The following is a 21,591-nucleotide window of genomic DNA, read 5'->3' as shown; positions in this document are numbered from 1 at the left end:
CATGCGCTACAGCACCACGCCCGCGCCGAAAAGGGGTTACCCCGGCAAGCCTACGGCACGCTTCCCGGAAGAGATCTTTCCGCTCAGCCGCCACCCACCGGGCACCCTCACCGACCCAACGTCGACCGCAGACCCACCCGCACCAACGCCGCGTGCAACTGCTCCGACAACGCCACCAACTCCCGCGCCGTCTCCGCCGCCCGCGCCCGCGCCGCCGGATCACTCTGCCGCGCCAACGGCGCCACCAACTGCGCGAACAAACCGACCTCCCGGTCCGCAGCCGTCCGATAACCCCGCAGGTGCCGCGGCTCCAACCCGTACGCCGCCAACCCCGCCACCGCCGACGCGATGATCAACGCATCCGCGTCATACCACCCCGGCGGATCCGACACCAGCACACCGAGCCGCTCCAACTCCACCAACGTCGACTCGTCGACGCCACTGCGCGCCACCAGATCCGCCCGGCCGAGCCGCACCTGCGACGACTCGGCCGGCTCCGCCAACTCACGACCCGGCACCGCACCATCGGGACCAACCGCCACCAACGCCGGTCGCGAGCGCCCCGGCTGCTCACCGGACGAATCCCACTGGGCCAACTGCTCCCGGATCACCCGCAACGGCAGGTACTTGTCCCGCTGCGCGGTCAACACGAACCGCAACCGCGCCACATCGTCCCAGCTGTACTTCCGGTAACCCGCCGCCGTCCGCTGCGGCTCGACCAGACCCTCGGCCTCAAGAAACCGCAGCTTCGAAATCGTGGTATCCGGAAAATCCACCCGCAACTGCCCAAGCACCTCACCGATGCTCATCAGCGGCTCAGACCGAGCCGCCCCGGGTGACATGGAGGCCGCAGGCTCGTTCACCCCCGGCCGGCCTCCTCCTCCGGGCGCGGACCGGCGATGAACACCACCCGGAACTTACCGATCTGGACCTCGTCACCATTGCTCAACGTGGCCGCCTCAACCCGCTCACGATTGACGTACGTGCCATTCAGGCTGCCCACGTCCCGCACCGTGAACGTCCCACCATCACGGTGGAACTCCGCGTGCCGACGCGACACCGTCACGTCATCCAGGAAGATGTCACTGTCCGGGTGCCGGCCACTGGTCGTCACATCGTGGTCCAACAGGAACCGGGCACCCGCATTCGGGCCTCGACGAACCACCAGCAGCGCCATACCCGGCGGCAACGAACCGGACATCCGGCTCGGCACCACATCGGTATCCGGCCCCTCCAGCACTTCGTCGAGCGAACCGAGATTGAGCGTCGAAGTGACGTCGAGTGGGGGGAACTCGTCGTCTGGCCGCGTCATGGGACCACCTCACGGATCTGTTCGGTCGGCGTCGGGTAATGGCGGGTCTGGCCGCCGGGCACGTAAACACCCGGCGGCTGGCTCCCCGTGCCCGGGAAGGCAGTTCCGCAACGCTCAACTATTGGGTTCTCGGTCGACTGGGCGAGCCTAGCCAGCGCCGAAATGCAGGGCAACCGGACGCGCGCAGACATCCCACGCACCGGATCAAGCACACTCAGCCTTCGGTGATCTTCTGATACGCGGCCGCCGTCAGCAACCCATCCGTCGCAGTCGGATCATTCGGCGTGATCTCCACCAACCAACCCTCACCGTACGGATCAGTGTTGATCAGCTCAGGCGTGTCAGCCAACGCGTCGTTACGCGCCGCCACCGTACCGGCCACCGGCGCGTAGATCTCCGACACGCTCTTGGTCGACTCGATCTCACCCAACGAGTCACCGGCCGCGACCACCGCACCCGCCTCGGGCAACTGCACGTACACGATGTCACCGAGCGCGTCCTGCGCGAAGTGGGTGATGCCGACCCGGACCGAAGCCGTGCCGTCACCCGCCACCCACTCATGCTCGGCGGTGTATCGCAGATCCTCGGGAATCACCAGACGCGTCCTTCATCCATCGGTGCCCCGGACCGCCCGGGTCCGGCGCGGCCGCGCCGGTCAGGAGACCGGACGGGCGTGTTCCAACTTGATCGGCACGTGCAGCGCCGAAACCTCGGCAACCTCACGCTCCCCAAACGTCACGTTACCGCCGTCACCCCGGACCGACGCCACCACCCCACCAGGAATGTTCAACGCCGTACGCATCGTCGCCGGATCACCGATCACCGTGATCGTGTACGGCCCCGACAACCGACGCCCCTCCACCATCAACGACCCGTTGTCCCCGTCGAGGAAGTACGTCGACGCGATGATCCGCACCGTCGCCCGATCCCCACCCGAGATCTGCATCGCCTCAGCGCCCGCACCACGCAGCTCCTGCACCGCGTCCAACACCCGGTTCGCCGAGATCGGCTTCACCCCGGCATCGAACTGCACAGTCAACCCCGGGCCCACCGCCGGCAACGTCCCCGCCAGGATGCCCAACTCGTCCGCCCGCCGCGTCGCCTCGTCCAACGCCGCCTGACGACCCTGCTCACCCGAGCGCAACTGCCGCTGACTGTCCTCCAGAGCCCGGATGTCCTGCTGGAGACGATTCTCCCGCGCATCCAGGTCCGACAGGATCCGGACCAGGTCCTCCTGCCGGGTGGCCCCCAGCGTCGGGTCCGTCGACGTCGTCTTCAACTGCACGACCAACGTGAACCCCAGCAACGCCAACAACGCGGCGATCATCACCCCGGCCGTACTCCACCGGGACCGACCAGCCACCACCGGCGCCGCCGACTCCCCCACCGGCTCCGCCAACCCGTCGGAACCCGCGACCGGCTCCCCCGACCGCGACACCGCGCTCAGGTCCACAGTCGCACCATCGTCGACCGGCTCCACACCCGGCTCCACAGCAGGCTCGTCATCCGACGGCTGCGCGGGCCCCTGCGGCGCCAACGGACTCAACTCATCCGGATCCGGCGCATCAGGCCGCGGATCCGGCTCACCCGCCGGCCCACCCGGCCGCACCGGACCCGCCGGCTGCGGCCACCCGGTCCCCGTGTCGGTCTGCTCGTCACTCATCGCAACCCAACCTACGCCCGGAACAGGTGCCGACGGATTGCCGCCACGTTGCCGAAGATACGCACACCCAGCACAACGACCACACCGGTGGACAACTGCCCACCCACCCCCAACTGGTCACCCAGATACACGATCAGACCAGCGACCAGCACGTTCGAAATGAACGACACCACGAACTGCTTGTCGTCGAAGATGCGGTCCAACCGGGCCCGCACCCCACCGAACACCGCGTCCAACGCGGCCACCACCGCGATCGGCAGGTACGGCTGCAATGCCGCCGGCACCGTGGGATCAAGCCACACGCCCAGCACCACACCGGCGAGCAACGCCAACACCGCGATCATCGGCCACCTCCGGAGGGGCTAACAGTGGTCGTCGGACCGGACGACCCGGGACTGCCGGACCGGACACCCGACGCGGAAGGGCTCGGACTGACCGACGGCTTGGCGTAGCGTAGCTGCGGCTCCGGCGCCGCCGGCAGAGTGAGGTCATCCGCCTCCCGCACACCGAACGACAACCCCGTCCCCTGCGCGACCTTCCGCATCAGCGCCGCGTTCCGGCTGTCCTCGAAATTGCGCCGCATCGAACCCGGCCCAATCGCCGACACCTCGTACGGCCCGGTCACCGGCCGGAAATCCACGAGCATCGCCTCACCCGCCGACCGGATCGTCGACGTCGACGTCAACCGCTGCCCGTTGATGGCGATCGCCTCCGCGCCAGCACTCCACAACGCGTTCGCCACCCCCTGCAGGTCGCTGTAGAGCACTCGCGGCGGCCCAGCGCCGGCGCCGGTGACCGCGTCCGCCTTGTCCGGCGCGTCGGCCAACCGCACCACCACACCATCACCGCGCACCCGACCCAACCCGGTGCTCGCCTCCAGGTTGCGCAGCCGGGCGGCGGCCGACCCGCTCAACGCCGCGTCCCGCTGCCGACTGACCTCCTCGCGCAGCTGATCCGCCCGCGTGGACAACCGGTCGGTCTGGCTCTCCCGCTCCTTGATCTGCGCCACCAGACCCGAGCGGGCCTGGCTCCGGCCCGGCTCGTCCGCCATCGTCTGCCGGTACGCGACCGCGAACAGGAAACCGAGCATCACCACCACGACCAGGCTCACCGACCGCGCCGGCAAGGCCCGCCACCCGCGCGCCGGAGCGGACTCCGCCGAGCGCCGACGGGCGGCGGCCGCGTCCGCGTACCCCGGATCCAGCGGATTGCGGAACAGCTCGGTGAGGAAGTCCGGCGCGTACACCCGGTCCTGGCCGGGTTTTCCCGGCCGCGGCGCGCTCACGCCGCCGCTCCCGGGCCGCGCGCCGCGCGCACCAGCCGGGCCGCCTGCACGACGTACATCCCGCCGGCCACCCAGTAGAGCACCAGCCCCCACCAGGCCAACGCCCAACCGATGGCGCTCGCCGCCGTCGCCACGTCGGTCGCCGCGCTGGCCAGCAGCAATACCGGGAACGCAGCGAGCAGCAGGAACGTGGCGGTCTTGCCCACGTAGTGCACCGGCGGCGGCCCGTACCCGTGGCGACGTAGCACCGCCAGCGAGGCGAGCAGGAGCACCTCACGGGCCAGCAGCGCCGCGGTGAACTGCCACGGCACCACCTCCCGCGCGGTGAAGGCGACCAGGGTGGCGAGGATGTAGAGCCGGTCGGCGAGCGGGTCGAGCAGCTCGCCCAGGCGGCTCACCTGGTGCAGGCGGCGGGCTATCCAGCCGTCGACCCAGTCGGTGGTGCCGCCGATGGCCAGCACCACGAACGCCGCCACGTCGGCACGCGCCACCAGGAACAGGTAGAGGAAGAGCGGCACGCCCAGCAGCCGCCCGAAGCTGATCAGGTTGGGCAGGGTGAGCACCTGGTTGCCGGGAGTCTCGTCACCGGTGTCCCGCGGTTGCTCTGCCCGAGCTGGCCGACGCGACACCGATCCTCCTGTACGGCACGCGGGCCCCCGGCCGACGGCGGGCGCGGCTGAGGGTCGTACGCGCTGTCGGGCCGACCAGTGCCGGCTCTCCCCTGCGGCCCCGGGCGGGGCCCCTTCCCCTGATGCGGCCCGCGATCTTGATGATCGCGGGCCGGGTAGGTGCGCTGCCACTATATCGGGCTTCCTCTCGCTGGCCGGGTGCCGCCGCCGGGCCGTTGGTGCGGCTGCGCCGCACTGTGGCGTGGATCACCACGCGTAGAGCGTCCTAGGATACTAGTGGAAGAAGGGGGACGACGCTCAGGCCGTCTGCACGGCGGGATCGGCCTGCTGCTCGGGCACCGAGGTCGCCGCCCGCGCGAACCCGGCCAGCGCCAGCAACAACTCGTGCTGCATCCGCGCCGGCATCCGGTCCAGAACCGCCTGCACCGCGCGCTGCCGCCGCTCGGCCAGCTCCCCCAACAGGGTCAGCGCCGCGGCGGTCGGCACCAGTCGCACCTCCCGCCGGTCACGCGGGTCGGGCATCCGGCGCAACAGCCCGGTCGCCTCCAGCCGGTCACACAGACGGCTCGCCGACGAGGGCACCACGTCCAGCAGCTCCGCCAACCCGTTGACGTTGGTCTCCGGTCGACCGCTGATCAACGTGAGCACCCTCAGCTGGGTGGGCGGCAGCTGGTGCCGCGACGCGGCCGAGTCGAGTACGGCGATCAGCGTCTGGGCAGCCGCGTCGATCGCCGCGGCGAGATCTGCAGGTCGCTCCACCTGATGTCCCCTGCCGTCGTCGCGCTGGTGCCCGCCCGGCAACGCGGCGGCGAATCTCACCCCGTGCCCCGTTCGCGCGGACCGTGCCAGTCCAGACAGACCACGACGGCGTCGTCGCGCAGATCGGAATCCGCGTGATAGGCGTGCAGTTCGCGCATCACCGTACCAACCGCCTCGGCCGGTGGCTGCAGCCGCGTGGCGCGCAGGGACCGAGCCATCACCCGCTGCCCGTACGGCTCCTGACCCGGCGGCTCGGCGGCCCACACCCCGTCGCTGACCACGAAGAGCCGGTCACCGGGGGTGAGTTGCACCTCCTGAAGCTCGTAACGGGTCTCGGCGAACATGCCCAGGGGCAGCTGCTGATCCAGCTTCATCGGCTCGACCGTGGACCCGCGCATCCGCAACAGATGGGGGGAGCCCGCGTCGACCGCCCGCACCCGGCCGAGGCGAGTGTCCACCTCCAACAGCAGGGTGGCCACGTGCCGGGCGCCCCGGTGTTGGTAGAAGACAGTGTCCGAGGCCAGCTCGGCCTGTTCCACCAGGCCGCCACCGGATCGACGCGCGTTGCGCATCGCGTTGACAGTGACGGCGGTCAACAGCGACGCCGCCAGCCCGGTGCCCTCGCCGTTGAGCACCGTCACCGTGAGACGGTCGCCGTCCAACGACCAGTCGAAGTGGTCGCCGCCCACCGTGTACGCCGGTTCGAGCTGACCGGCCAGATCGAACGCGTGGTGGGACACACCACGACCGGGCAGCAGATCCCACTGCATCTCGGCGGCCATCGTCAGTCGCTCCCGACGGCGGGCCCGCCGGTAACGGTCGGTCTCCCGGTCCGCCGCGCGCATCGCCACCGCCAGGGCGCCGGCAATGTCCGTCGCCCGACCGGTGACCGCAGCGTTCGGCACGGTCGGAAGCTCGATCAGCAGCACGCCCAGCCGCTCCCCCCACACCGTCAACGGCAGGTAGAGCCGGCAGGGGCCCTCGCCGTCGCGTACCGGCTGCTGGCTGCTGAAGCAGCGCTGCGCCATGGAGTGGCAGGCCAGGAACCCGCCCGCCGGCAGGTCCGGGTCCAGCACCGGCCAGAGGCCGCTGATCCGGTAGTCGGCGACGAAGACGTCGGTGCGCAGCGCTCCCATCGCCGACCGGATCGCCCGGTCCGCCGCCTCCGCCAACTGGTCGGGCGGGGCCTCGCGCAACGCGCGCGACACCACGTCCGGCGCGTCTACCATCGTCGTCCTCCCCAGAAGCTTGCTATAGGGCAAGCATCATACGGACGCTCCCGGACCGACGATCGGCGCGGTCAGTCACCCGCGCGGGTCGCGAGCACACCGTGAAACGCGTCGGGCACCCGCGCCGGCGGGCCGTCCGGCCGCCACTCGGCGATCGGGACGATCCCGTCCGCCGTCGGCGCCCACCGACCGAGCAGGGGCGCGAACGCCGCCGGTGGACGCATTCGGAACTGCGGTCCCATCATGGCCAGCGCCTGCGGGTGGCTGGCCAGTTCCTCGGTGTCGAAGTCCACAGCGAGCAGGCTGCCCGGCGCCGCGGCAGCGTACAGCTCGTCGAGGGTGCGGGTCAGCGTGGCGTCGTCGAGGAACGCGGCCAGGCCGAGGAAGACCACCCCGACCGGCCGCCGACCCCAGCCCGGCACGAAACGGTGCAGCTGAGCCGGGTCGACAGTGCCGATGTCGGTCGCGTCGCCGAAGCCGTAGCCGGCCCGGTCGCTGCCGGCGAGGATGCTCTGTCCCAGTCGGATGGTGACCGGGTCGACGTCGGTGTAGAGCACTGTCGCGTCGGTGGCGACCTCGTGCACGTTGCCCATCGTCGGCACCCCGGCGCCGAACACCAGGAACCCGTCCACGCCCTGCTCGGCCATCGCCCGCACCGCCCGGCCCAGGAACGCCCGCAACTCACGGAACACCGGCGCGCACGGCCCGTACGCCTGCTCGAACGCGGTGGCGGCGGCCACGTCCACGGGGAAGTGGTGCTGCCCGCCGAGCCAGAAATCGATCATGCGAGCGGTGCTCGGCTGGTCTGGTTCACCCATCGGCGGCGCTCCCTCCCCGGTCGTTGCCAGCGTACCGACCGGGGAGGGCTCAGCGGTATCGCGGCGCGAGGGCGTCCGGGCCCGCGATACTGGCCGCGAGCGGAGGTGGGCGGTGAACTCGGCGAACAACGCGGCGGTGGTGGTCGGCGTCGACGGCTCGGAGTCGGCGCTGCGCGCCGTGCGTCTCGCCGCGACCGAGGCGGCGCGCCGGCACCGACCGCTGCGGGTCGTGCACGGCTTCATCTGGCCGCTGCTGCACGTGCCGGTCTCCCCCGCCCCGGACGCGCCGCCCGGCGGTGGGCTGCGCCACCGGGCCGAGGAACTCGTCGAGGCCGCGGTGCGCGAGGCCGAGGCGACAGTGCCCGGCTTGTCGATCTCCGGCGAGATCATCGACGGTGAGGCCGCCGCGGTGCTGGTGGGCGAGTCCCCCACCGCCGCGCTCATCGTGCTCGGCGACCGCGGGCTGGGTGGGTTCTCCGCGCTGCTGGTCGGCTCGGTCGCGGTGCAGGTCGCCGCGTACGCCGACTGCCCGGTGCTGGTCGCGCGCGGCACGCAACGACCCGACGAGCCGGTGCTGGTCGCTGTGGACGGCTCGGACGCCTCCCGGCGGGCGGCGGACTTCGCCGCCGAGACGGCCGTGTCGCTCGGCGTGCCGCTGGTGGCGGTGCACGCCTACCGACACCCCGGCAGCAGCGGCCCGGGCGACATGCAACCCCTGGTGTACGACGAGGCGAAGCTTCGCGGCGAGCAGGAGCGGATGCTCGCCGGGTGGCTGACCGGGCTCACCGAGGACCACCGGGGTCTGCGGTTGACCTGCCAGGTGGCACATGGCCGACCCGGCAGTGTGCTCGCCGAGGCGTCCCGCTCCGCCCAACTGGCGGTCGTCGGTGGGCGCGGGCGCGGCGAGGTGACCGGGTTGCTGCTGGGGTCGGTGAGCCAGTCGATGCTGCACCACGCGCAGTGCCCGGTCGTCGTGGTCCGCGCGCCCCGGTAGCGCGCCGGGGTTGGCCCGCCGCCAGACGGGTAGACGGCCGCGGTACGCCGAGCGGACGGTGGGCAGCACCAGGTGCCCAGACCGACGAAGGAGGCACAGATGCCAGGACCACGGCCGGGCAGTAACGCGTACGACAAGCAGCGCGCGCGGTTGCGTAACGCGATCGACGACTCCGGGCGCCGAGTACCCGACGGCAAGGCCAACCAGGTCGCGAACCGGATCCTCCAGGAGGATCGCGGTCAACGAGGCGTGGTGCGCGGTGAGCGGACGTACGGCCCGAAGAGCGAGCGCGAACCGGGCGACCCGAAGTGAGGACTGTCGACGTGGCCGACGGCGCGATCGCGGGCGCCGTCGGCAGCACCGCGCTGAACGTGGTCAGTTACCTCGACATGGCGCTGCGGGGACGACCGGAGAGCGACGTCCCCCAGGAGACCGTCGACCGGCTGGCCGGGATCGCGCACGTGGACCTGGGGAACGGGGCCCGGGCGGCCAACCGCCGCTCGGGCCTCGGCCCGCTGATCGGCTACGGGCTGGGCGTCGCCGCGGGCGTCGGGTTCGCGCTCTACGCCGGTGGTCGACGTCAACCGTTGCCGGTGGCCACCGGTCTGCTCGGCGCGGGCGTGATGACCATGACCGACGGGTCGATCACCGTGCTCGGGATCAGCGACCCGCGTACGTGGCGGCGCTCCGACTGGATCTCCGACATCATCCCGCACCTCGCGTACGGACTGGCAGCCGCCGCCACCTGGAACAGGTTGCGGCGGCCGCCAGTCCGCGGTCGCTAGCTCACCGGTCAGCGGGTGTCGCTGTCGTCCTCGGCCACCGGCTCACCGGTCGGGCCGTACGGCGACACCTGCCCCTTGGGCACCGGTCGACCGGCGTCCCCGCGCGACGAGCCACGGTTGAGCGGGTGCCCGGTCGGCTTGGGCCCCTTGCTGTCCTGGCTGGTGGCTCCCTTGGCGTTACGCCGGAGCTCTTCCTGCTGCGGATTGACCACGGGTGTCTCCCCTCCGGGTACGGCAGGCGGCATCGACCGCCTCCACCGCTCGCATACCCGCCCGCCCCGGTGGCATTCCGGCCACGGTCAGCGGTGCGACGGCTAGCGGGTCGCCAAGTGGGTAACCCGACGGGGTGGGCAATGACCGAAGTGTGGTGCGGGTGCTGCTGGACCGGCGTGGCCGCACGTATGCGGAGGAGGCCGGCATCCGGCTGTCCGACCGGCCGGGGCCGCTGTATCAGCTGTTGGTGCTGACCACCCTGCTGAGCACCCGGATCCGCGCGTGCGTGGCGGTGGACGCCGCGCGGGAGCTGTTCGCCGCCGGCTACCGCACACCCCAGGCCATGGAGGCGGCCAGCTGGCAGGAGCGCGTCGACGCGCTGGGCCGGGGCCACTACCGCCGCTACGACGAGCGGACCGCCACCATGCTCGGCACCGGCGCCCGGCTGTGCCTGGACCGCTGGCACGGTGACCTGCGACGCCTGCACCGGGAGGCCCAGGGCGACCCGGCCGGGCTGCGGCGGCGGCTCACCGAGTTCCCCGGCATCGGCCCCACCGGCGCGGACATCTACCTGCGTGAGGCGCAGACGGTCTGGTCGGACGTGCGCCCGTACGCCGACCGTCGGGCCCTGGCCGGGGCGAAGCGGCTGGGCCTGCCGGGGTCCCCGGAGCGGCTCGCCGGTCTCGTCGACGAACCGGACTTCGGCCGGCTCGCGTCAGCGCTGGTACGGGTGGCGCTGGGTGAGGAGTCCGCCGGTGAGGTCACCCGCGTCGCCGCCCGCTGAGGCGCTCACTTGACCGTCTTGTCCCCGGGGCGGGTCAGGTGCCACACCAGCAGCGCGGCCAACAGGGCCAGGACCACCACTCCGCCGGAGATGCCACGGCCCTCCTCGGGGCTGCGGCCGGCGCTGCCGAAGTAGATCACCGCGAGGCCGGCCAGCACCGTGACGAACGTACGCAACCCTCGGTCCTTCACGTCTGGCACGGTAGGCGGGCCGCGTTCCCCGCTCTGTCGATTTGGACCTTTTGTCAGCCTTCTGGGTGAACGGTCAGCGCTCGGTGACGAACCCGCACAGCCGCACCCGGCGCACCGCCCGGTCGGCGACCTCCACCACCTCCAGGGTCAGCCCGGGCAGCCGCACCGTCTCACCCGGGGAGTCCGGCAGGTGCCGCAGTCGGGCCAGCACCAGACCAGCCACCGTCGTGTAGTCCCGGGACAACGGGAAGCTCAGCCGCACTCCCAGGTCGGGCAGGTCGTGCAGCGGAAAGTCACCGGGCACCAGCAGCGACCCGTCCGATTCCCGGATGACCCCGCGCACGTCGCGGTCGGTCTCGTCGTACAACTCGCCGACCACCTCGGCCAGCAGATCCTCCATGGTGACCATGCCGTCGATGCCCCCGTGCTCGTCGACGACCAGGGCCAGTTGCTGATGCTCCTGGCGCAGCTGACGCATGGCGTCGGCGACCGGCAGGGTCACCGGCAGCAGCAGCGGCACCCGGACCCGCTCGCCCACCGGGGCGGTGCCGGCCCGCACCAGGTCGCGGATGTGCACCACCCCGAGCACCTCGTCCAGGCCGCCGGTGCCGGTGACGGGAGCGCGGGACCGCCCGGCGGCGGCGAGCCGCCGTACCCCCTCGTCGGCGGCCAGGCCGGCCGGCAGCGTGGTCACCTCCCGCCGGGCCACCAGGATCTCCCGCAGCGTCCGGCCGGCGATGTCGAACGCGCCGGTCAGGATCTCCCGCTGCTGGGCCGACAGGCCGCGCTGGCTGGCCAGCATCTCCCGCAACTCCTCCTCGGTCATCTCCTCCCGGTTGGCGCGCGGGTCACCACCGGCGAGCCGCACGACCGCGTCGGTGGCCCGGCTGAGCAGCCACACCGCCGGCCGCGACACCCGGGCGAGCAGATCCAACGGGCCGGCGCTCAGCAGCGCCCAACGCTCGGCCCGCTGCATGGCCAGCCGCTTCGGGGCCAACTCCCCGAGCACCAGCGTGACGAACGTCAGCAGCACGGTCACCAGCAGCACCGCGGCGGGACGCGCCGCCCCGCCGAGGAAACCCAACGGCCCGACCAGCGGACCGGCCAGCGACACCGCCGCCGCCGCCGAGGCCAGGAACCCCGCCAGGGTGATGCCGAGCTGGATCGTGGCCAGGTAGCGGTTCGGGTCGCGGGACAGCTGCACCAACCGGTCGCCGGCGCGGCTGCGCCGGCCCAGCCGCCGCAACTGCCCCTCCCGCAGGGTCACCAGAGCCATCTCGCTGCCGGAGAGCGCGGCGTTGACCAGCACCAGCACGGCCACCAACGCCAACTGCCCGAGCTGACCGCCCATCGCGCACCCCCGTCCGCCGCCTGAGGTCACTCAACCGCAGCGGGGCGCGCCGCGGGCCCGGTTTGCGACCGCGCCCCCGCTCAGTCGACCTCCAGGTCGTCCAGCGAGATGGCGTGGGTCATCAGCCAACGGGCCAGCGCCGACATCCCGAACAGCCACAGCGGCACCGACTCGGTGGGGCCGTTGGTGGCGTAGATGGCGAAGCGCAGGTCCGGCGCGCGGTACGCCTCGATCCGCCACCGGTGCTGCCGGTCCCGCCAGACCGCCGAAGGGTCCATGGCGTCACCGTAGGTGACCGTCGCCGAGCTCGGGGCCGGTTGGCCGGGCACCACCGGCTCAGCCCGGCACCACAGTCGTTCCGAGCACGCCACGAGCCACCGACACCAGCAGGGCGATCCCGAACCCGGCGAGCACCAGCCAGCCGACGCCACGCCACCCGGAGGCACGGTCGAGCACCGGCGGGAACGGCGGCCTCCACAGCTCCCGGTAGGTCCAGGCCAGCACACCCACCCCGAACGGGATCAGCCCGACCCAGAACCAGAACCACCGGGTGCCCGCCAGCGGCGGCGCGCCACCGATCAACCGGCCCAGCCAGAGCAGGGTCAGCACACCGGCGAGCAGACCGGCGGTGCCCATGATCCGGTGCGCGAGGGCGCCGCCGGCCTGCCACGGGTCGGCCACGGCAGCGAGCCGCGCGTCCTGCCCGGCGTTTGTCGACAGGTCCGGCTCACCCGGGTACGAGGCCGACGCGGGCGGGTCGACGAAGGCGTACCGGGTCTGGCCGTTCGGCACGGTCCACGCCAGGATCGCGCCGTCGGCCGCGTACCGCAGATCCGCTCGACTGCCCCAGTACGCGTCGTCGTCGGCCCAGCCCTGCGCCCGTTGGAAGGTCACCACCCGGCCGGCCGCGAGATCCCGGTCGAGCTGGGCCTCCGTCGACTCGCGCGGCTCGACCCACCACGCCAGAGGCGCCCACAGCACCCACAGCACCGGCAGCGCCCAGCGCAGCACCACCGGGACGACAGCACGCCACCCACCACCGAGACGACGCGACGGGGACGGGGACACCTCGAGCATCCCGCCACGGTCGCACCTCAGCGCAACCCTGTCAGCCCCGCACTGGCGTGCGCTCAGGTGACGACGATGCGGGCGTCGTCGGGCAGCCGACGGGTCGCGCCCCGCCGGTCCAGCAGCTCCAGCAGGGGCACCGCCACCCGGCGGGTGGTGTCCAACGCCTGCCGGGCCGCGGAGAGGGTGAACGGCTGCGGCAACCCGGCCAACACGCGGACCGCGTCGTCGAGCGCGTCGGGCAGCAACACCACGTTGTCGGCCAGCCGCAGCAGAGCGCCGGCCCGCACCGCGGCGCCGATCTCCCGGGGACCCAGGCCGAGGTCGACGAGATGGTCCGCCTCGGGTGCTCGGAACGGCCGGTCGCCGTACTCGGCGCGGACCCGCTGCACGGCCCGGGCCACCGGTTCGGGCAGCGCGTTGGCGCTCGCCGCCCCGACGCGACCGGCGTGGATCCGCAGCGGCGGCCGGACCAGCGCCTCGACCAGCACCCGGTCGGGCAGGTCGAGGCGCTGACGCAACGCGTCCACCGGCATCCCGGGCTCCAACGGGTGCTCCCGCGCGTGCCGGGCGACCTCCTCGGTCAGCCGCTCACCGAGCCGCCGCCAGTGCGCGGGGTCGGCCAGCCAGTCACCCGCCACCGGCTCGGCGTGCACCGGCACACCCATCCGGATCAACGCGCCGGCCCGGATGAGCCGGCGACGGCGCAGCTCCCCCGCCAGGTCGGGTCGACCGTCCAACTCGTCGAGGACCTGGGCGCGGGCGGCGGCCGCACCCCGTCGGCCCAGCGGTGGGGGTGCGACGTCCAACACCCGCACCCCGCCGCTGACGTGGTGGCGGCCCGGGTCCCGCAGCAGCGCCCGGTCACCCACCAGCAACGGCAGCGGGCGGGCCAGCCGCAGCCGGACGGTGTCCGGGCCGAGCGGGCGCACCCGTACCGGCACCGCCGCCGACCCGACGTGCAGGGTGAGGGTGGCCGGCAGGTCGGCGGCCGGGTCGCCGGCGAGCCGGACGTCGACCAGGTCGGTGTGGTGAAAACGGCCCGGAGTGAGCAACGCGTCGCCCCGGCCGAGCCGGTCGCGGGGCGTACCGCGCAGGTTGACCGCCACCCGGGCGACAGCCGCCGCCTCCGGGCGGGCCTCGCCCAGACAGTGCAGCCCACGGACCCGGACCGGTTCGTCGGCGCCGGCCAGCTCCAGTTCGTCGCCCACCCGCAGCCGCCCGGCGCCGAGAGTGCCCGTGACGACGGTGCCACTGCCCCGCACGGTGAAGCTGCGGTCCACCCACAGCCGGACCGGGTCGTCCAGCACCGGCGCGGGCAGGTGGGCGGCGAGCCGGTCCAGGGCCGCCCGCAACTGGGGCAGGCCGGCGCCGGTCAGGCCACTGACCGCCACCGCCGGCACCGCGCCGAGGCTGGTCGCGGCGATCTCGGCGCGGGCACGGGCCGTCGCCGGCCCCGGGTCGGCCAGGTCCGCGCGGGTCACCGCCAGCAGGCCGTACGCGACACCGAGCGCGTCGAGCGCGGCCAGGTGCTCGGCGGAATGCGGCATCCAGCCCTCGTCGGCGGCCACCACGATCAGCGCCGCCGGAACCGGGCCGACGCCGGCGAGCATGTTCGGCACGAACCGCTCGTGCCCGGGTACGTCGACGAAGGCGACGGTGCCGCCGGACGGCAACGTCGTCCACGCGAAACCCAGGTCGATGGTCATCCCCCGGCGGCGTTCCTCGGCCCACCGGTCAGGCTCCATTCCGGTCAACGCCCGGACCAGTGTCGACTTGCCGTGGTCGACGTGCCCGGCGGTCGCGACGACGAACACGCTCAGTCGTCCCCGGGTACGCGCAGCACAGCCGCGCGGACGGCCTCGTCGGCGTCGGCGGGCACACAGCGCAGGTCGAGCAGGAGCCGCCCGCGCACCACCCGGCCCAGGACCGGCGGGTCTCCGACGCGCAGCGGCGCCGCGTACCGCTCGGGCAGGCTCAACGCCCACGAGCCCAGCTCCACCCCGGGGGCGCCGCCCCCGCCGACCACAGCGACGGCCGGCACCACCTCCGCCTTGCGGCCGTCCACGCCGAGGCGGTCGCGCAGCCGCTCCACCCGTTCGCGCAGGGCACCCGGGTCGGCGTGCAGCGCCGTCCGGGTCGGGGTGTCCGGTTGGTGCAGGGTGGCGGCCAGCGCGGCCAGGGTCAGCTTGTCCACCCGCAGCGCCCGGGCCAGCGGGTGGCGACGCAACCGGTCGATCACTTCGACGTCACCCAGCAGCAGCCCCGCCTGCGGCCCACCGAGCAGCTTGTCGCCGCTGGCGGTGACCAACGCGGCCCCGGCGCGCAGGGTGCTGGCCGCGTCCGGTTCGTCGGGCAGCAACGGGTCCGCGCCGAGCAGCCCGGAGCCGATGTCCGCGACCACCGGCACCCCGAGCGTGGCCAGTTGCCGTACGCCGACGGCGGAGGTGAAACCGGTGACCCGGAAGTTCGACGGGTGCACCTTGAGCACGAAGCCGGTCTGCGGGCCGAGCGCGGCGGCGTAGTCAGCGACTGTGGTGCGGTTGGTGGTGCCTACCTCGCGCAGCCGCGCGCCGGTGCTCTCCAGCAGGTCGGGCAGGCGGAAACCGTCGCCGATCTCGACGAGTTCGCCCCGGCTGACCACGATCTCCCGGCCGGCGGCCAACGCGGTGGCGGCCAGCACCAGCGCGGCGGCCCCGTTGTTGACCACGTGCACGGCGTCCGCGTCGGGCACGGCGGCGGTCAGCGCGTCGAGCGCGCCCCGGCCGCGTCGGGCCCGCCGGCCGGTGGCCAGGTCCAACTCGACGTCGGTGTGCCCGGCGGCGGCCACCACAGCGGCGACGGCGGCGGACGACAACGGCGCCCGACCCAGGTTGGTGTGCAGCACGACACCGGTGGCGTTGAGGACGACCCGGGGGCCGGCGGTGGGCAGCGCGGCGACCGCCGCGTCGCGTACCTCGTCGGGGTTGAGCTCACCGCGGCGGGCGCGGCCCTGCGCGTGGGAGACGATCGCCTTGACCTGCTCCCGGCCGAGGCTCGCGGTGGCGGCGGCCAGCACCGGGTCGGCGAGCAGCGTGTCCGTACGGGGCACCCGACGTCGCGGGTCCACCGGGCCGTCGCCCATCACGTCATCTCCTGCAAGCGGTGTGGCGGAGACGGACGGGAATCGAACCCGCCTGGCCCGGGTCCCGGACCACTCCGGTTTTGAAGACCGGGAGGGGCACCAGCCGCCTGAACGCCTCCACCGGACATTCGATCACACCGCGGGCGGGACCGCCCGATCAGATGGAAGATCCATGGCGGTTCGCCGCGCCTCGACCCGTTCGCGCTGCGGCACCACGGTGTAGCGGGGGTCGCGGGCCGAGGCGACGCCGCCGTAGAAGATGCCGAACCGGGTCAGCACCGACGCGGCCAGCAGCGCGGTCCCCGAGAGCGCCCCGAGGACCCGGCTGCGCCGGCCCAGCAGCGCACCCGCCACCCCGCCGATGGTCAGCAGTCGCCCGGCGCGCAGCAACCGACCCGGCCGGCCCAACCGGTAGGGCTCGCTGAGCAGGCCGAGGCGGGTCTCCACCCGGTGCGCGCCGTACAGCTCCAGGGCCGCGCCGGCCACCGCCATCCGGCGGGCCGGTCCGGTCTGGGCCGGCGGCGCGGCGAGCAGACCCACGCCGGCGCCGCTGGCCAGCGCGCTGCCCGCGAAGATCACCGGCAGCTCGGGGTACGCCTCGTGCCACGACGGCACCGCCGTGTCGGCCAGCAACACCCCGGTGTACGTGGCCAGCGCCGGCGCGGTGCCGGCGGCGAGCAGCCCCGCGGCGTGCCCGATCGGCGGCAACGCCCGGCCGGCCAGCCCGAGCAGACCGTGCCGGGGCAGCACACCGGCCGCCTCGGCGATCGCGGCGATGCCCGCCGCCGGCCCGTACGCGGTGAGGATCCAGGTGCCCATCGACATCGGCGAGGTCGGCTTGGCCACCCGCAGCATGTGGTGGAACCGCGCCGGCCGGCCCAGGTCCTTCACCAGGAAGACGGCGCTGGCGCTGACGGCGGCCAACGCGGCGACCCGACCGGCACGCCGTAGCGCGGGCCGCCCGGTGAGCTGCCCGCCCGCGGCGAGCAGCGACGAGCCGGCGGCCAACCCGCCGGTGAACAGGTACGCGGCGATGTCCCACTTCCAGACCGGCCCCTTCAGAACGGGCCGACCGTAGTAGGACGTGAACTCGGCCTCCGGCACCCGCAGTTCCTCGCCGCCGCCGCCGCGCCGCCTGCCCCGCCGGCCGGCGGCTCCGGCGCTCCGCCGCTCCGCCGTGTCGCCCCGGCGGCTGCTGCCGCTGCCGGTACCCCTTCCAGTCGCGAGGTCGCCACCGCGTGCGACCTCCGCGCCGCTCGTGGCCTCTGCACCACTCGCGGCACTGGGCCGCTCGTCGCTCACCTGGGACTGGTCGCCGCCCTCGGCGGCGAGCCGCTCCCGGAAGCGACGGAACCGGTCGCCCACGGGGCCCGGTGGGGTCATGAGGAACCTCCGACGAACGCGGCGACGGTCGCCGCCGCCATGGCGAGAGCGGCGAGGCCGGCGCGCTTCCACATCTTCGGCAGGTCACGAGTGGTCACGACCGGGTCGGGTGGCAGCCCGTACACCTCGGGCTCGTCCAAAAGCAGGAAGAACGCCCCGTCACCGCCCACGCCGTCGTTCGGGTCGTGCCCGTACAGGCGGGCCTCGGGGACCCCCCGGTCGTGCAGCGTCGCCACCCGGGCGGCGGCGCGCTCCCGCAACTCGTCGAGGGGCCCGTACTGGATCGACTCGGTCGGACACGCCTGCGCACACGCCGGAGTCATCCCCGCACCCAACCGGTCGTAGCACAGCGTGCACTTCCACGCCCGGCCGTCGTCCTTGCGCTGATCGATCACGCCGTACGGACACGCCGAGATGCAGTACCCCACACCCGTTGCAGATGTCCTCCTGCACCACCACCGTGCCGAACTCGGTGCGGAACAACGAACCCGTCGGGCAGACGTCCAGGCAGGCCGCATGGGTGCAGTGCTTGCAGACGTCCGACATCATCAGCCACCGGAAATCCGTGCGCTCCTCGACACCCGTGCCCCGGCCCGGTGGCCGGGCCCCCGGCATCCCCAGGAACTGCGGCCCCGCGTCGACCGGCCGGACCGGGTTGGCGTCGACCGGCGCGCCGAGGACGTCGGCCAGTGCGGCACCATGCCCGCTCGGGCGGGGCTGCTCGATGAACGCGACGTGCCGCCACGAGTTCGCTGTCAACGCGCCGGTGTTGTCGTACGACATGCCGAGCAGGTCCAGGCCGCTCTCCGGGACGCCGTTCCACTCCTTGCAGGCCACCTCACAGGCCTTGCAGCCGATGCAGACGCTGGTGTCGGTGAAGAACCCCATCCGGGGTGGCGCGTTCTCGTAGCCGGCGTCGGGTGCCGGGTCCAGCGGACCGTACAGGCTGTTCGGGTCAGGAAGCACCGTGCTCCTTCCCCTCATTGTCTGTGGTGACGGCCGGGGCGTGCTGGCCCGGGATGATCCCTGCGCGCCGCTGGTAGTCGGCCACCAGGTCGAGCAACGCCGGGCCGGTGGGACGGCGGCCCGGCCGCACGTCGCAGGTGCCGACCTTGCTCTCCTGGATCAGCACGTTCGGGTCCAGGCTGATGCCGAACAGGTCGTTGGCCGAGTCACCGGTGACAAGACCCTCGAAACCGAAGTGGTACGGCAACCACACCTGATGGATGATCCGACCGTCCACCCGCAACGGGGTGAGCCGGTCGGTCACCAGCACCTTCGCCTCGATCACCGCGCGGCCGCTGACCAGGTGTGCCCAGCCCAGGTGCGTCAGCCCGACCTCGCCGGCCAGGGCCGGGGACACCTCGACGAACATCTCCGGTTGCAGCTCCGCCAGCGGTGACACGGTCCGGCTCATCGCGCCGGCGGTGTGGTGCTCGGTGAGCCGGCTGACAGTGAACACGTACGGGAACACCTGGGCGTGCTCCTGCGGCGGGCTCGGGTTCACCGAGTTCACCGGGTGTGCGTACATCTTGCGGGTCGGGTTGGCCTGCTGACCGTAGAGCGGGTTACGCACCGGCGACTCCACCGGCTCGTAGTGCGTCGGCAGCGGCCCGTCCAGGACACCGCTGGGCGCGTACAGCCAGCCCTTCCCGTCGCCCTGCATGACGAACGGGTCGTCGCCCGCGATGCCCTCCGGCCCGGACGCGCCGGCTGGCGGCCGGTACGACGGTGGTTTGGTCTTCTCGAAGTCCGGCACGTCGTAACCGGTCCACTCGGCCTTCTCCGCGTCCCACCACACGTAACGCTTGCGCTCACTCCACGGGTTGCCGTCCGGGTCGGCGGAGGCACGGTTGTAGAGGATGCGCCGGTTCGCCGGCCACGCCCAACCCCACTCGGCGGCCACCCAGTCCTGCTCGTGCCGGGACTTGCGCCGGGCCGCCTGGTTCACCCCGTCCGCGTACACGCCGCTGTAGATCCAACAACCGATCGCGGTGGAGCCGTCCGCGCGGGCCTCGGCGAAACCGGACAGCGGGCGGCCGGTCGCCACGTCGTACCCGTTGATTTCGCGCAGCACCGCCTCGGCGCTCGGCTCCGCGTGCGGACCGTGCGTGGGATAGTCCCAGGTGAGGTCGAGCAGCGCCCGGTCGCGCGGCAGCGGCGAGTCGGCCAGCTTCTCCCGCAGTCTGCGGCCCAGGTGATAGAAGAACCACAGCTCGGAGCGGGCGTCGCCCGGCGGCTCGACGGCCTTCTCCCGCCACTGCAACAACCGCTGCGTCTGGGTGAACGTGCCCTCCTTCTCCACATGCGACGCGGCGGGTAGGAAGAACACCTCCGTTCGGCACTCCTCCGGCACGATCTCCCCGGTGGCGACCTCGGGGCCGTTCTGCCAGAACGTCGCGCTCTCGATCATGAACAGGTCCCGGACCACCAACCAGTCGAGGTTGGCCATGCCGAGCCGCTGCGCCCGACCGTGCGCCGAACCGACCGCCGGGTTCTGCCCCAGCAGGAAGTACCCCTTGATCTTCCCATCGATCATGTTGAGCACCTGCTGGTACGTGCCGTGATCACCGGTCAGCCGAGGCAGGTAGCCGTAGCAGAAGTCGTTCTCCGGCGTCGCCGCGTCACCCCAGTACGCCTTGAGCAGGCTGGCGGCGAACGACCCCGCGTTGCCCCAGAACCCTTTCTGCCCCGGGTGGCGGATGCTGTCCACCCACTCGTCGAAGCTCGGGTGCTCGGCGTGGTGCGGCATCGGCAGATAACCGGGCAACAGGTTGAACAGCGTCGGGATGTCGGTCGAGCCCTGGATGCTGGCGTGGCCACGAAGCGCCATCACCCCGCCACCTGGGCGACCCATGTTGCCCAGCAACAGCTGGATGATCGCGCCGGTGCGGATGTACTGCACACCCACACTGTGCTGCGTCCACCCGACCGAGTAGATCAACATGCCGGTGCGGTCCCGACCCGAGTTCGCCGTCCACGCCCGCGCCAACTCCAGGAACTGCGCCTGCGAAATCCCGCAGACCCGCTCCACCATCTCCGGGGTGTAACGGGCGAAGTGCCGCTTGAGGATCTGGTAGACGCACCGCGGGTGCTGCAACGTCTCATCGCGCCGGGTCTGCCCGCCCACCGGCGCGCCGTGCGACTCGTGCGTCAACCCCGCGGCGCTGTCCCGCTCCTGGGCGGTGTGCCCACTGCCCGAGGAACCCTCGTGCCCCTCGTACTGCCAGCTGTCCTGCACATAGGTGCCGGTCTCCGGGTCGAAGCCGGAGAAGAAGCCGTCGCCGTCCTCGGTGTCGCTGAACTCCTCGCTGACGATCGTCGCCGCGTTGGTGTAGGCGACGACGTACTCCCGGAAGTCCAACTCGTTGTCCAGGATGTAGCGCACCACCCCACCGAGCAGCGCGATGTCGGTGCCCGCCCGGATCGGCAGGTACTCGTCCGCGACCGCACTCGTCCGCGTGAACCGAGGGTCGACGTGGAAGATCTTCGCTCCCCGACGCTTGGCCTCCATCACCCACTGGAAACCCACCGGGTGTGCCTCGGCCATGTTCGAACCCTGAATGACGATCACGTCAGCGTTGGCGATGTCCTGCTGGAAATCCGTCGCACCGCCACGACCGAAGCTGGCCCCCAGACCGGGGACGGTGGCGGAGTGTCAAATACGGGCCTGGTTCTCGATCTGGAGCGCCCCCATCGCGGTGAACAACTTCTTGATGAGGTAGTTCTCCTCGTTGTCCAGCGTCGCCCCACCCAGACTGGAGATACCCATCGTCCGGTTGAGCGGCCGGCCCTGCGTGTCGACGTCCTCCCAGGTCTGCTCGCGGGCGGCCAGGATCCGATCGGCGATCATGTCGAGCGCGGTGTCGAGCTCCAGATCCTCCCACTGCGTCGAGTACGGCCGGCGGTAGCGGACAGTGGTCTGCCGCAGCGGACTGGTCACCAGGCTCTTGCTCGCCGAACCCTTCGGACAGAGCCGACCCCGCGAGATCGGGCTGTCCGG

The 21,591-nt window shown here is 72.5% G+C and carries 23 protein-coding genes, 1 tRNA gene and 1 pseudogene; 4 read left to right on the top strand and 21 right to left on the bottom strand.

From position 1 onward, the window contains the following. Positions 1 to 107: 107 nt before the first annotated feature. The 10 genes from ABZS40_RS08080 to ABZS40_RS08035 form a co-directional block, all read right to left on the bottom strand. Positions 108 to 809, bottom strand: a complete 702-nt coding sequence (locus tag ABZS40_RS08080) for a MerR family transcriptional regulator (protein WP_203121165.1) — start codon at positions 807 to 809, stop codon at positions 108 to 110. 50 nt (positions 810 to 859) lie between these two features. Beyond that, complete coding sequence (locus ABZS40_RS08075) at positions 860 to 1,312, bottom strand: FHA domain-containing protein (RefSeq protein ID WP_007071101.1); 453 nt, start codon at positions 1,310 to 1,312, stop codon at positions 860 to 862. Positions 1,313 to 1,526: 214 nt separating this feature from the next. Then, complete coding sequence (gene gcvH, locus ABZS40_RS08070) at positions 1,527 to 1,907, bottom strand: glycine cleavage system protein GcvH (protein ID WP_091397961.1); 381 nt, start codon at positions 1,905 to 1,907, stop codon at positions 1,527 to 1,529. Positions 1,908 to 1,967: 60 nt separating this feature from the next. Next, entirely contained in the window at positions 1,968 to 2,975 is a 1,008-nt protein-coding gene (locus ABZS40_RS08065; protein ID WP_354942611.1) for a DUF881 domain-containing protein, read from the bottom strand. Between the two features lie 11 nt (positions 2,976 to 2,986). After that, positions 2,987 to 3,319 carry a small basic family protein gene (locus ABZS40_RS08060; RefSeq protein ID WP_030327710.1) on the bottom strand — a complete coding sequence of 111 codons (333 nt, stop codon included), beginning with the start codon at positions 3,317 to 3,319 and terminating at the stop codon, positions 2,987 to 2,989. After that, positions 3,316 to 4,260, bottom strand: a complete 945-nt coding sequence (locus tag ABZS40_RS08055; RefSeq protein ID WP_354942610.1) for a DUF881 domain-containing protein — start codon at positions 4,258 to 4,260, stop codon at positions 3,316 to 3,318. Before ABZS40_RS08055 ends, ABZS40_RS08060 begins: the two co-directional genes overlap by 4 nt. Further along, positions 4,257 to 4,889 carry a CDP-alcohol phosphatidyltransferase family protein gene (locus ABZS40_RS08050; protein ID WP_354942609.1) on the bottom strand — a complete coding sequence of 211 codons (633 nt, stop codon included), beginning with the start codon at positions 4,887 to 4,889 and terminating at the stop codon, positions 4,257 to 4,259. Before ABZS40_RS08050 ends, ABZS40_RS08055 begins: the two co-directional genes overlap by 4 nt. Before the next feature lie 297 nt (positions 4,890 to 5,186). Continuing rightward, positions 5,187 to 5,648: a MarR family transcriptional regulator gene (locus ABZS40_RS08045; protein WP_354942608.1), complete on the bottom strand. Its 462-nt coding sequence runs from the start codon at positions 5,646 to 5,648 to the stop codon at positions 5,187 to 5,189. A gap of 56 nt (positions 5,649 to 5,704) precedes the next feature. Then, a complete protein-coding gene (locus ABZS40_RS08040) occupies positions 5,705 to 6,877 on the bottom strand; it encodes a PP2C family protein-serine/threonine phosphatase (RefSeq protein WP_354942607.1) in 1,173 nt (390 codons plus the stop codon). A 71-nt stretch (positions 6,878 to 6,948) separates the two neighbouring features. Further along, complete coding sequence (locus ABZS40_RS08035) at positions 6,949 to 7,695, bottom strand: SAM-dependent methyltransferase (protein ID WP_354942606.1); 747 nt, start codon at positions 7,693 to 7,695, stop codon at positions 6,949 to 6,951. A gap of 112 nt (positions 7,696 to 7,807) precedes the next feature. On the opposite strand from ABZS40_RS08035, the gene ABZS40_RS08030 reads away from it, so the two are divergent. The 3 genes from ABZS40_RS08030 to ABZS40_RS08020 all read left to right on the top strand — a co-directional run bounded on the left by ABZS40_RS08030 (position 7,808) and on the right by ABZS40_RS08020 (position 9,474). Next, positions 7,808 to 8,689 (top strand): universal stress protein, encoded by an 882-nt coding sequence (locus ABZS40_RS08030; protein ID WP_354942605.1) that lies wholly within the window; start codon positions 7,808 to 7,810, stop codon positions 8,687 to 8,689. Positions 8,690 to 8,788: 99 nt separating this feature from the next. Continuing rightward, positions 8,789 to 9,001 (top strand): phosphatidylethanolamine-binding protein, encoded by a 213-nt coding sequence (locus ABZS40_RS08025; RefSeq protein WP_088948250.1) that lies wholly within the window; start codon positions 8,789 to 8,791, stop codon positions 8,999 to 9,001. Then, positions 8,998 to 9,474: a hypothetical protein gene (locus tag ABZS40_RS08020; protein WP_354942604.1), complete on the top strand. Its 477-nt coding sequence runs from the start codon at positions 8,998 to 9,000 to the stop codon at positions 9,472 to 9,474. The genes ABZS40_RS08025 and ABZS40_RS08020 overlap by 4 nt, the downstream gene beginning before the upstream one ends. 8 nt (positions 9,475 to 9,482) lie before the next feature. Here the strand turns inward: ABZS40_RS08020 and ABZS40_RS08015 are convergent, their stop codons facing one another. Beyond that, on the bottom strand, positions 9,483 to 9,686 hold the full coding sequence (locus tag ABZS40_RS08015) for a hypothetical protein (protein WP_354942603.1): 204 nt from the start codon (positions 9,684 to 9,686) through the stop codon (positions 9,483 to 9,485). A gap of 134 nt (positions 9,687 to 9,820) precedes the next feature. Here ABZS40_RS08015 and ABZS40_RS08010 point away from each other — a divergent pair, with 134 nt between their 5' ends. Next, a complete protein-coding gene (locus tag ABZS40_RS08010; RefSeq protein WP_354942602.1) occupies positions 9,821 to 10,471 on the top strand; it encodes a hypothetical protein in 651 nt (216 codons plus the stop codon). Between the two features lie 5 nt (positions 10,472 to 10,476). Here ABZS40_RS08010 and ABZS40_RS08005 read toward each other — a convergent pair whose 3' ends face one another. From ABZS40_RS08005 to fdh, 10 genes and pseudogenes are all read right to left on the bottom strand, one after another. Beyond that, the gene (locus tag ABZS40_RS08005) at positions 10,477 to 10,662 is read right to left on the bottom strand and encodes a hypothetical protein (protein ID WP_036410487.1); all 186 of its coding nucleotides are present in this window, start codon (positions 10,660 to 10,662) and stop codon (positions 10,477 to 10,479) included. A gap of 73 nt (positions 10,663 to 10,735) precedes the next feature. Next, a complete protein-coding gene (locus tag ABZS40_RS08000; RefSeq protein WP_354942601.1) occupies positions 10,736 to 12,013 on the bottom strand; it encodes a hemolysin family protein in 1,278 nt (425 codons plus the stop codon). A gap of 80 nt (positions 12,014 to 12,093) precedes the next feature. After that, the gene (locus ABZS40_RS07995) at positions 12,094 to 12,291 is read right to left on the bottom strand and encodes a hypothetical protein (RefSeq protein WP_030327722.1); all 198 of its coding nucleotides are present in this window, start codon (positions 12,289 to 12,291) and stop codon (positions 12,094 to 12,096) included. 58 nt (positions 12,292 to 12,349) lie between these two features. Further along, on the bottom strand, positions 12,350 to 13,090 hold the full coding sequence (locus ABZS40_RS07990; RefSeq protein ID WP_354942600.1) for a hypothetical protein: 741 nt from the start codon (positions 13,088 to 13,090) through the stop codon (positions 12,350 to 12,352). A 53-nt stretch (positions 13,091 to 13,143) separates the two neighbouring features. Continuing rightward, positions 13,144 to 14,898 carry a selenocysteine-specific translation elongation factor gene (gene selB / locus ABZS40_RS07985; RefSeq protein ID WP_354942599.1) on the bottom strand — a complete coding sequence of 585 codons (1,755 nt, stop codon included), beginning with the start codon at positions 14,896 to 14,898 and terminating at the stop codon, positions 13,144 to 13,146. 2 nt (positions 14,899 to 14,900) lie between these two features. Next, on the bottom strand, positions 14,901 to 16,205 hold the full coding sequence (gene selA / locus ABZS40_RS07980; protein ID WP_354942598.1) for an L-seryl-tRNA(Sec) selenium transferase: 1,305 nt from the start codon (positions 16,203 to 16,205) through the stop codon (positions 14,901 to 14,903). 23 nt (positions 16,206 to 16,228) lie between these two features. Continuing rightward, positions 16,229 to 16,324 (bottom strand) — tRNA-Sec (locus tag ABZS40_RS07975). 13 nt (positions 16,325 to 16,337) lie between these two features. After that, positions 16,338 to 17,588, bottom strand: coding sequence for an NrfD/PsrC family molybdoenzyme membrane anchor subunit (gene nrfD / locus ABZS40_RS07970; RefSeq protein WP_354942597.1), 1,251 nt, complete (start codon positions 17,586 to 17,588; stop codon positions 16,338 to 16,340). Continuing rightward, positions 17,585 to 18,572 (bottom strand): annotated as a pseudogene (locus ABZS40_RS07965) (4Fe-4S dicluster domain-containing protein). Before ABZS40_RS07965 ends, nrfD begins: the two are co-directional and overlap by 4 nt. Beyond that, the coding region (gene fdh / locus ABZS40_RS07960; RefSeq protein ID WP_354942596.1) for a formate dehydrogenase at positions 18,544 to 21,591 on the bottom strand (3,048 nt) is incomplete at its 5' end. The gene fdh and the pseudogene ABZS40_RS07965, both read right to left, overlap by 29 nt.

This window comes from Micromonospora sp. NPDC005324 (assembly GCF_040607155.1).
GTDB classification, from domain to species: Bacteria; Actinomycetota; Actinomycetes; order Mycobacteriales; family Micromonosporaceae; genus Micromonospora; species Micromonospora trifolii.
Note: the sequence above shows the minus strand (reverse complement) of the source record. Positions and strands in the feature narration are given on the sequence as shown.

Excerpts from the sequence above, each read along its gene's own strand:
- ABZS40_RS08080 (WP_203121165.1), bottom strand. The coding sequence starts at position 809 with ATGAGCATCGGTGAGGTGCTTGGGCAGTTGCGGGTGGATTTTCCGGAT.
- ABZS40_RS08075 (WP_007071101.1), bottom strand. The coding sequence starts at position 1,312 with ATGACGCGGCCAGACGACGAGTTCCCCCCACTCGACGTCACTTCGACG.
- ABZS40_RS08065 (WP_354942611.1), bottom strand. The coding sequence starts at position 2,975 with ATGAGTGACGAGCAGACCGACACGGGGACCGGGTGGCCGCAGCCGGCG.
- ABZS40_RS08060 (WP_030327710.1), bottom strand. The coding sequence starts at position 3,319 with ATGATCGCGGTGTTGGCGTTGCTCGCCGGTGTGGTGCTGGGCGTGTGG.
- ABZS40_RS08040 (WP_354942607.1), bottom strand. The coding sequence starts at position 6,877 with ATGGTAGACGCGCCGGACGTGGTGTCGCGCGCGTTGCGCGAGGCCCCG.
- ABZS40_RS08035 (WP_354942606.1), bottom strand. The coding sequence starts at position 7,695 with ATGGGTGAACCAGACCAGCCGAGCACCGCTCGCATGATCGATTTCTGG.
- ABZS40_RS08025 (WP_088948250.1), top strand. The coding sequence starts at position 8,789 with ATGCCAGGACCACGGCCGGGCAGTAACGCGTACGACAAGCAGCGCGCG.
- ABZS40_RS08000 (WP_354942601.1), bottom strand. The coding sequence starts at position 12,013 with ATGGGCGGTCAGCTCGGGCAGTTGGCGTTGGTGGCCGTGCTGGTGCTG.
- ABZS40_RS07995 (WP_030327722.1), bottom strand. The coding sequence starts at position 12,291 with ATGGACCCTTCGGCGGTCTGGCGGGACCGGCAGCACCGGTGGCGGATC.
- ABZS40_RS07990 (WP_354942600.1), bottom strand. The coding sequence starts at position 13,090 with ATGCTCGAGGTGTCCCCGTCCCCGTCGCGTCGTCTCGGTGGTGGGTGG.
- selA (WP_354942598.1), bottom strand. The coding sequence starts at position 16,205 with ATGGGCGACGGCCCGGTGGACCCGCGACGTCGGGTGCCCCGTACGGAC.
- nrfD (WP_354942597.1), bottom strand. The coding sequence starts at position 17,588 with ATGACCCCACCGGGCCCCGTGGGCGACCGGTTCCGTCGCTTCCGGGAG.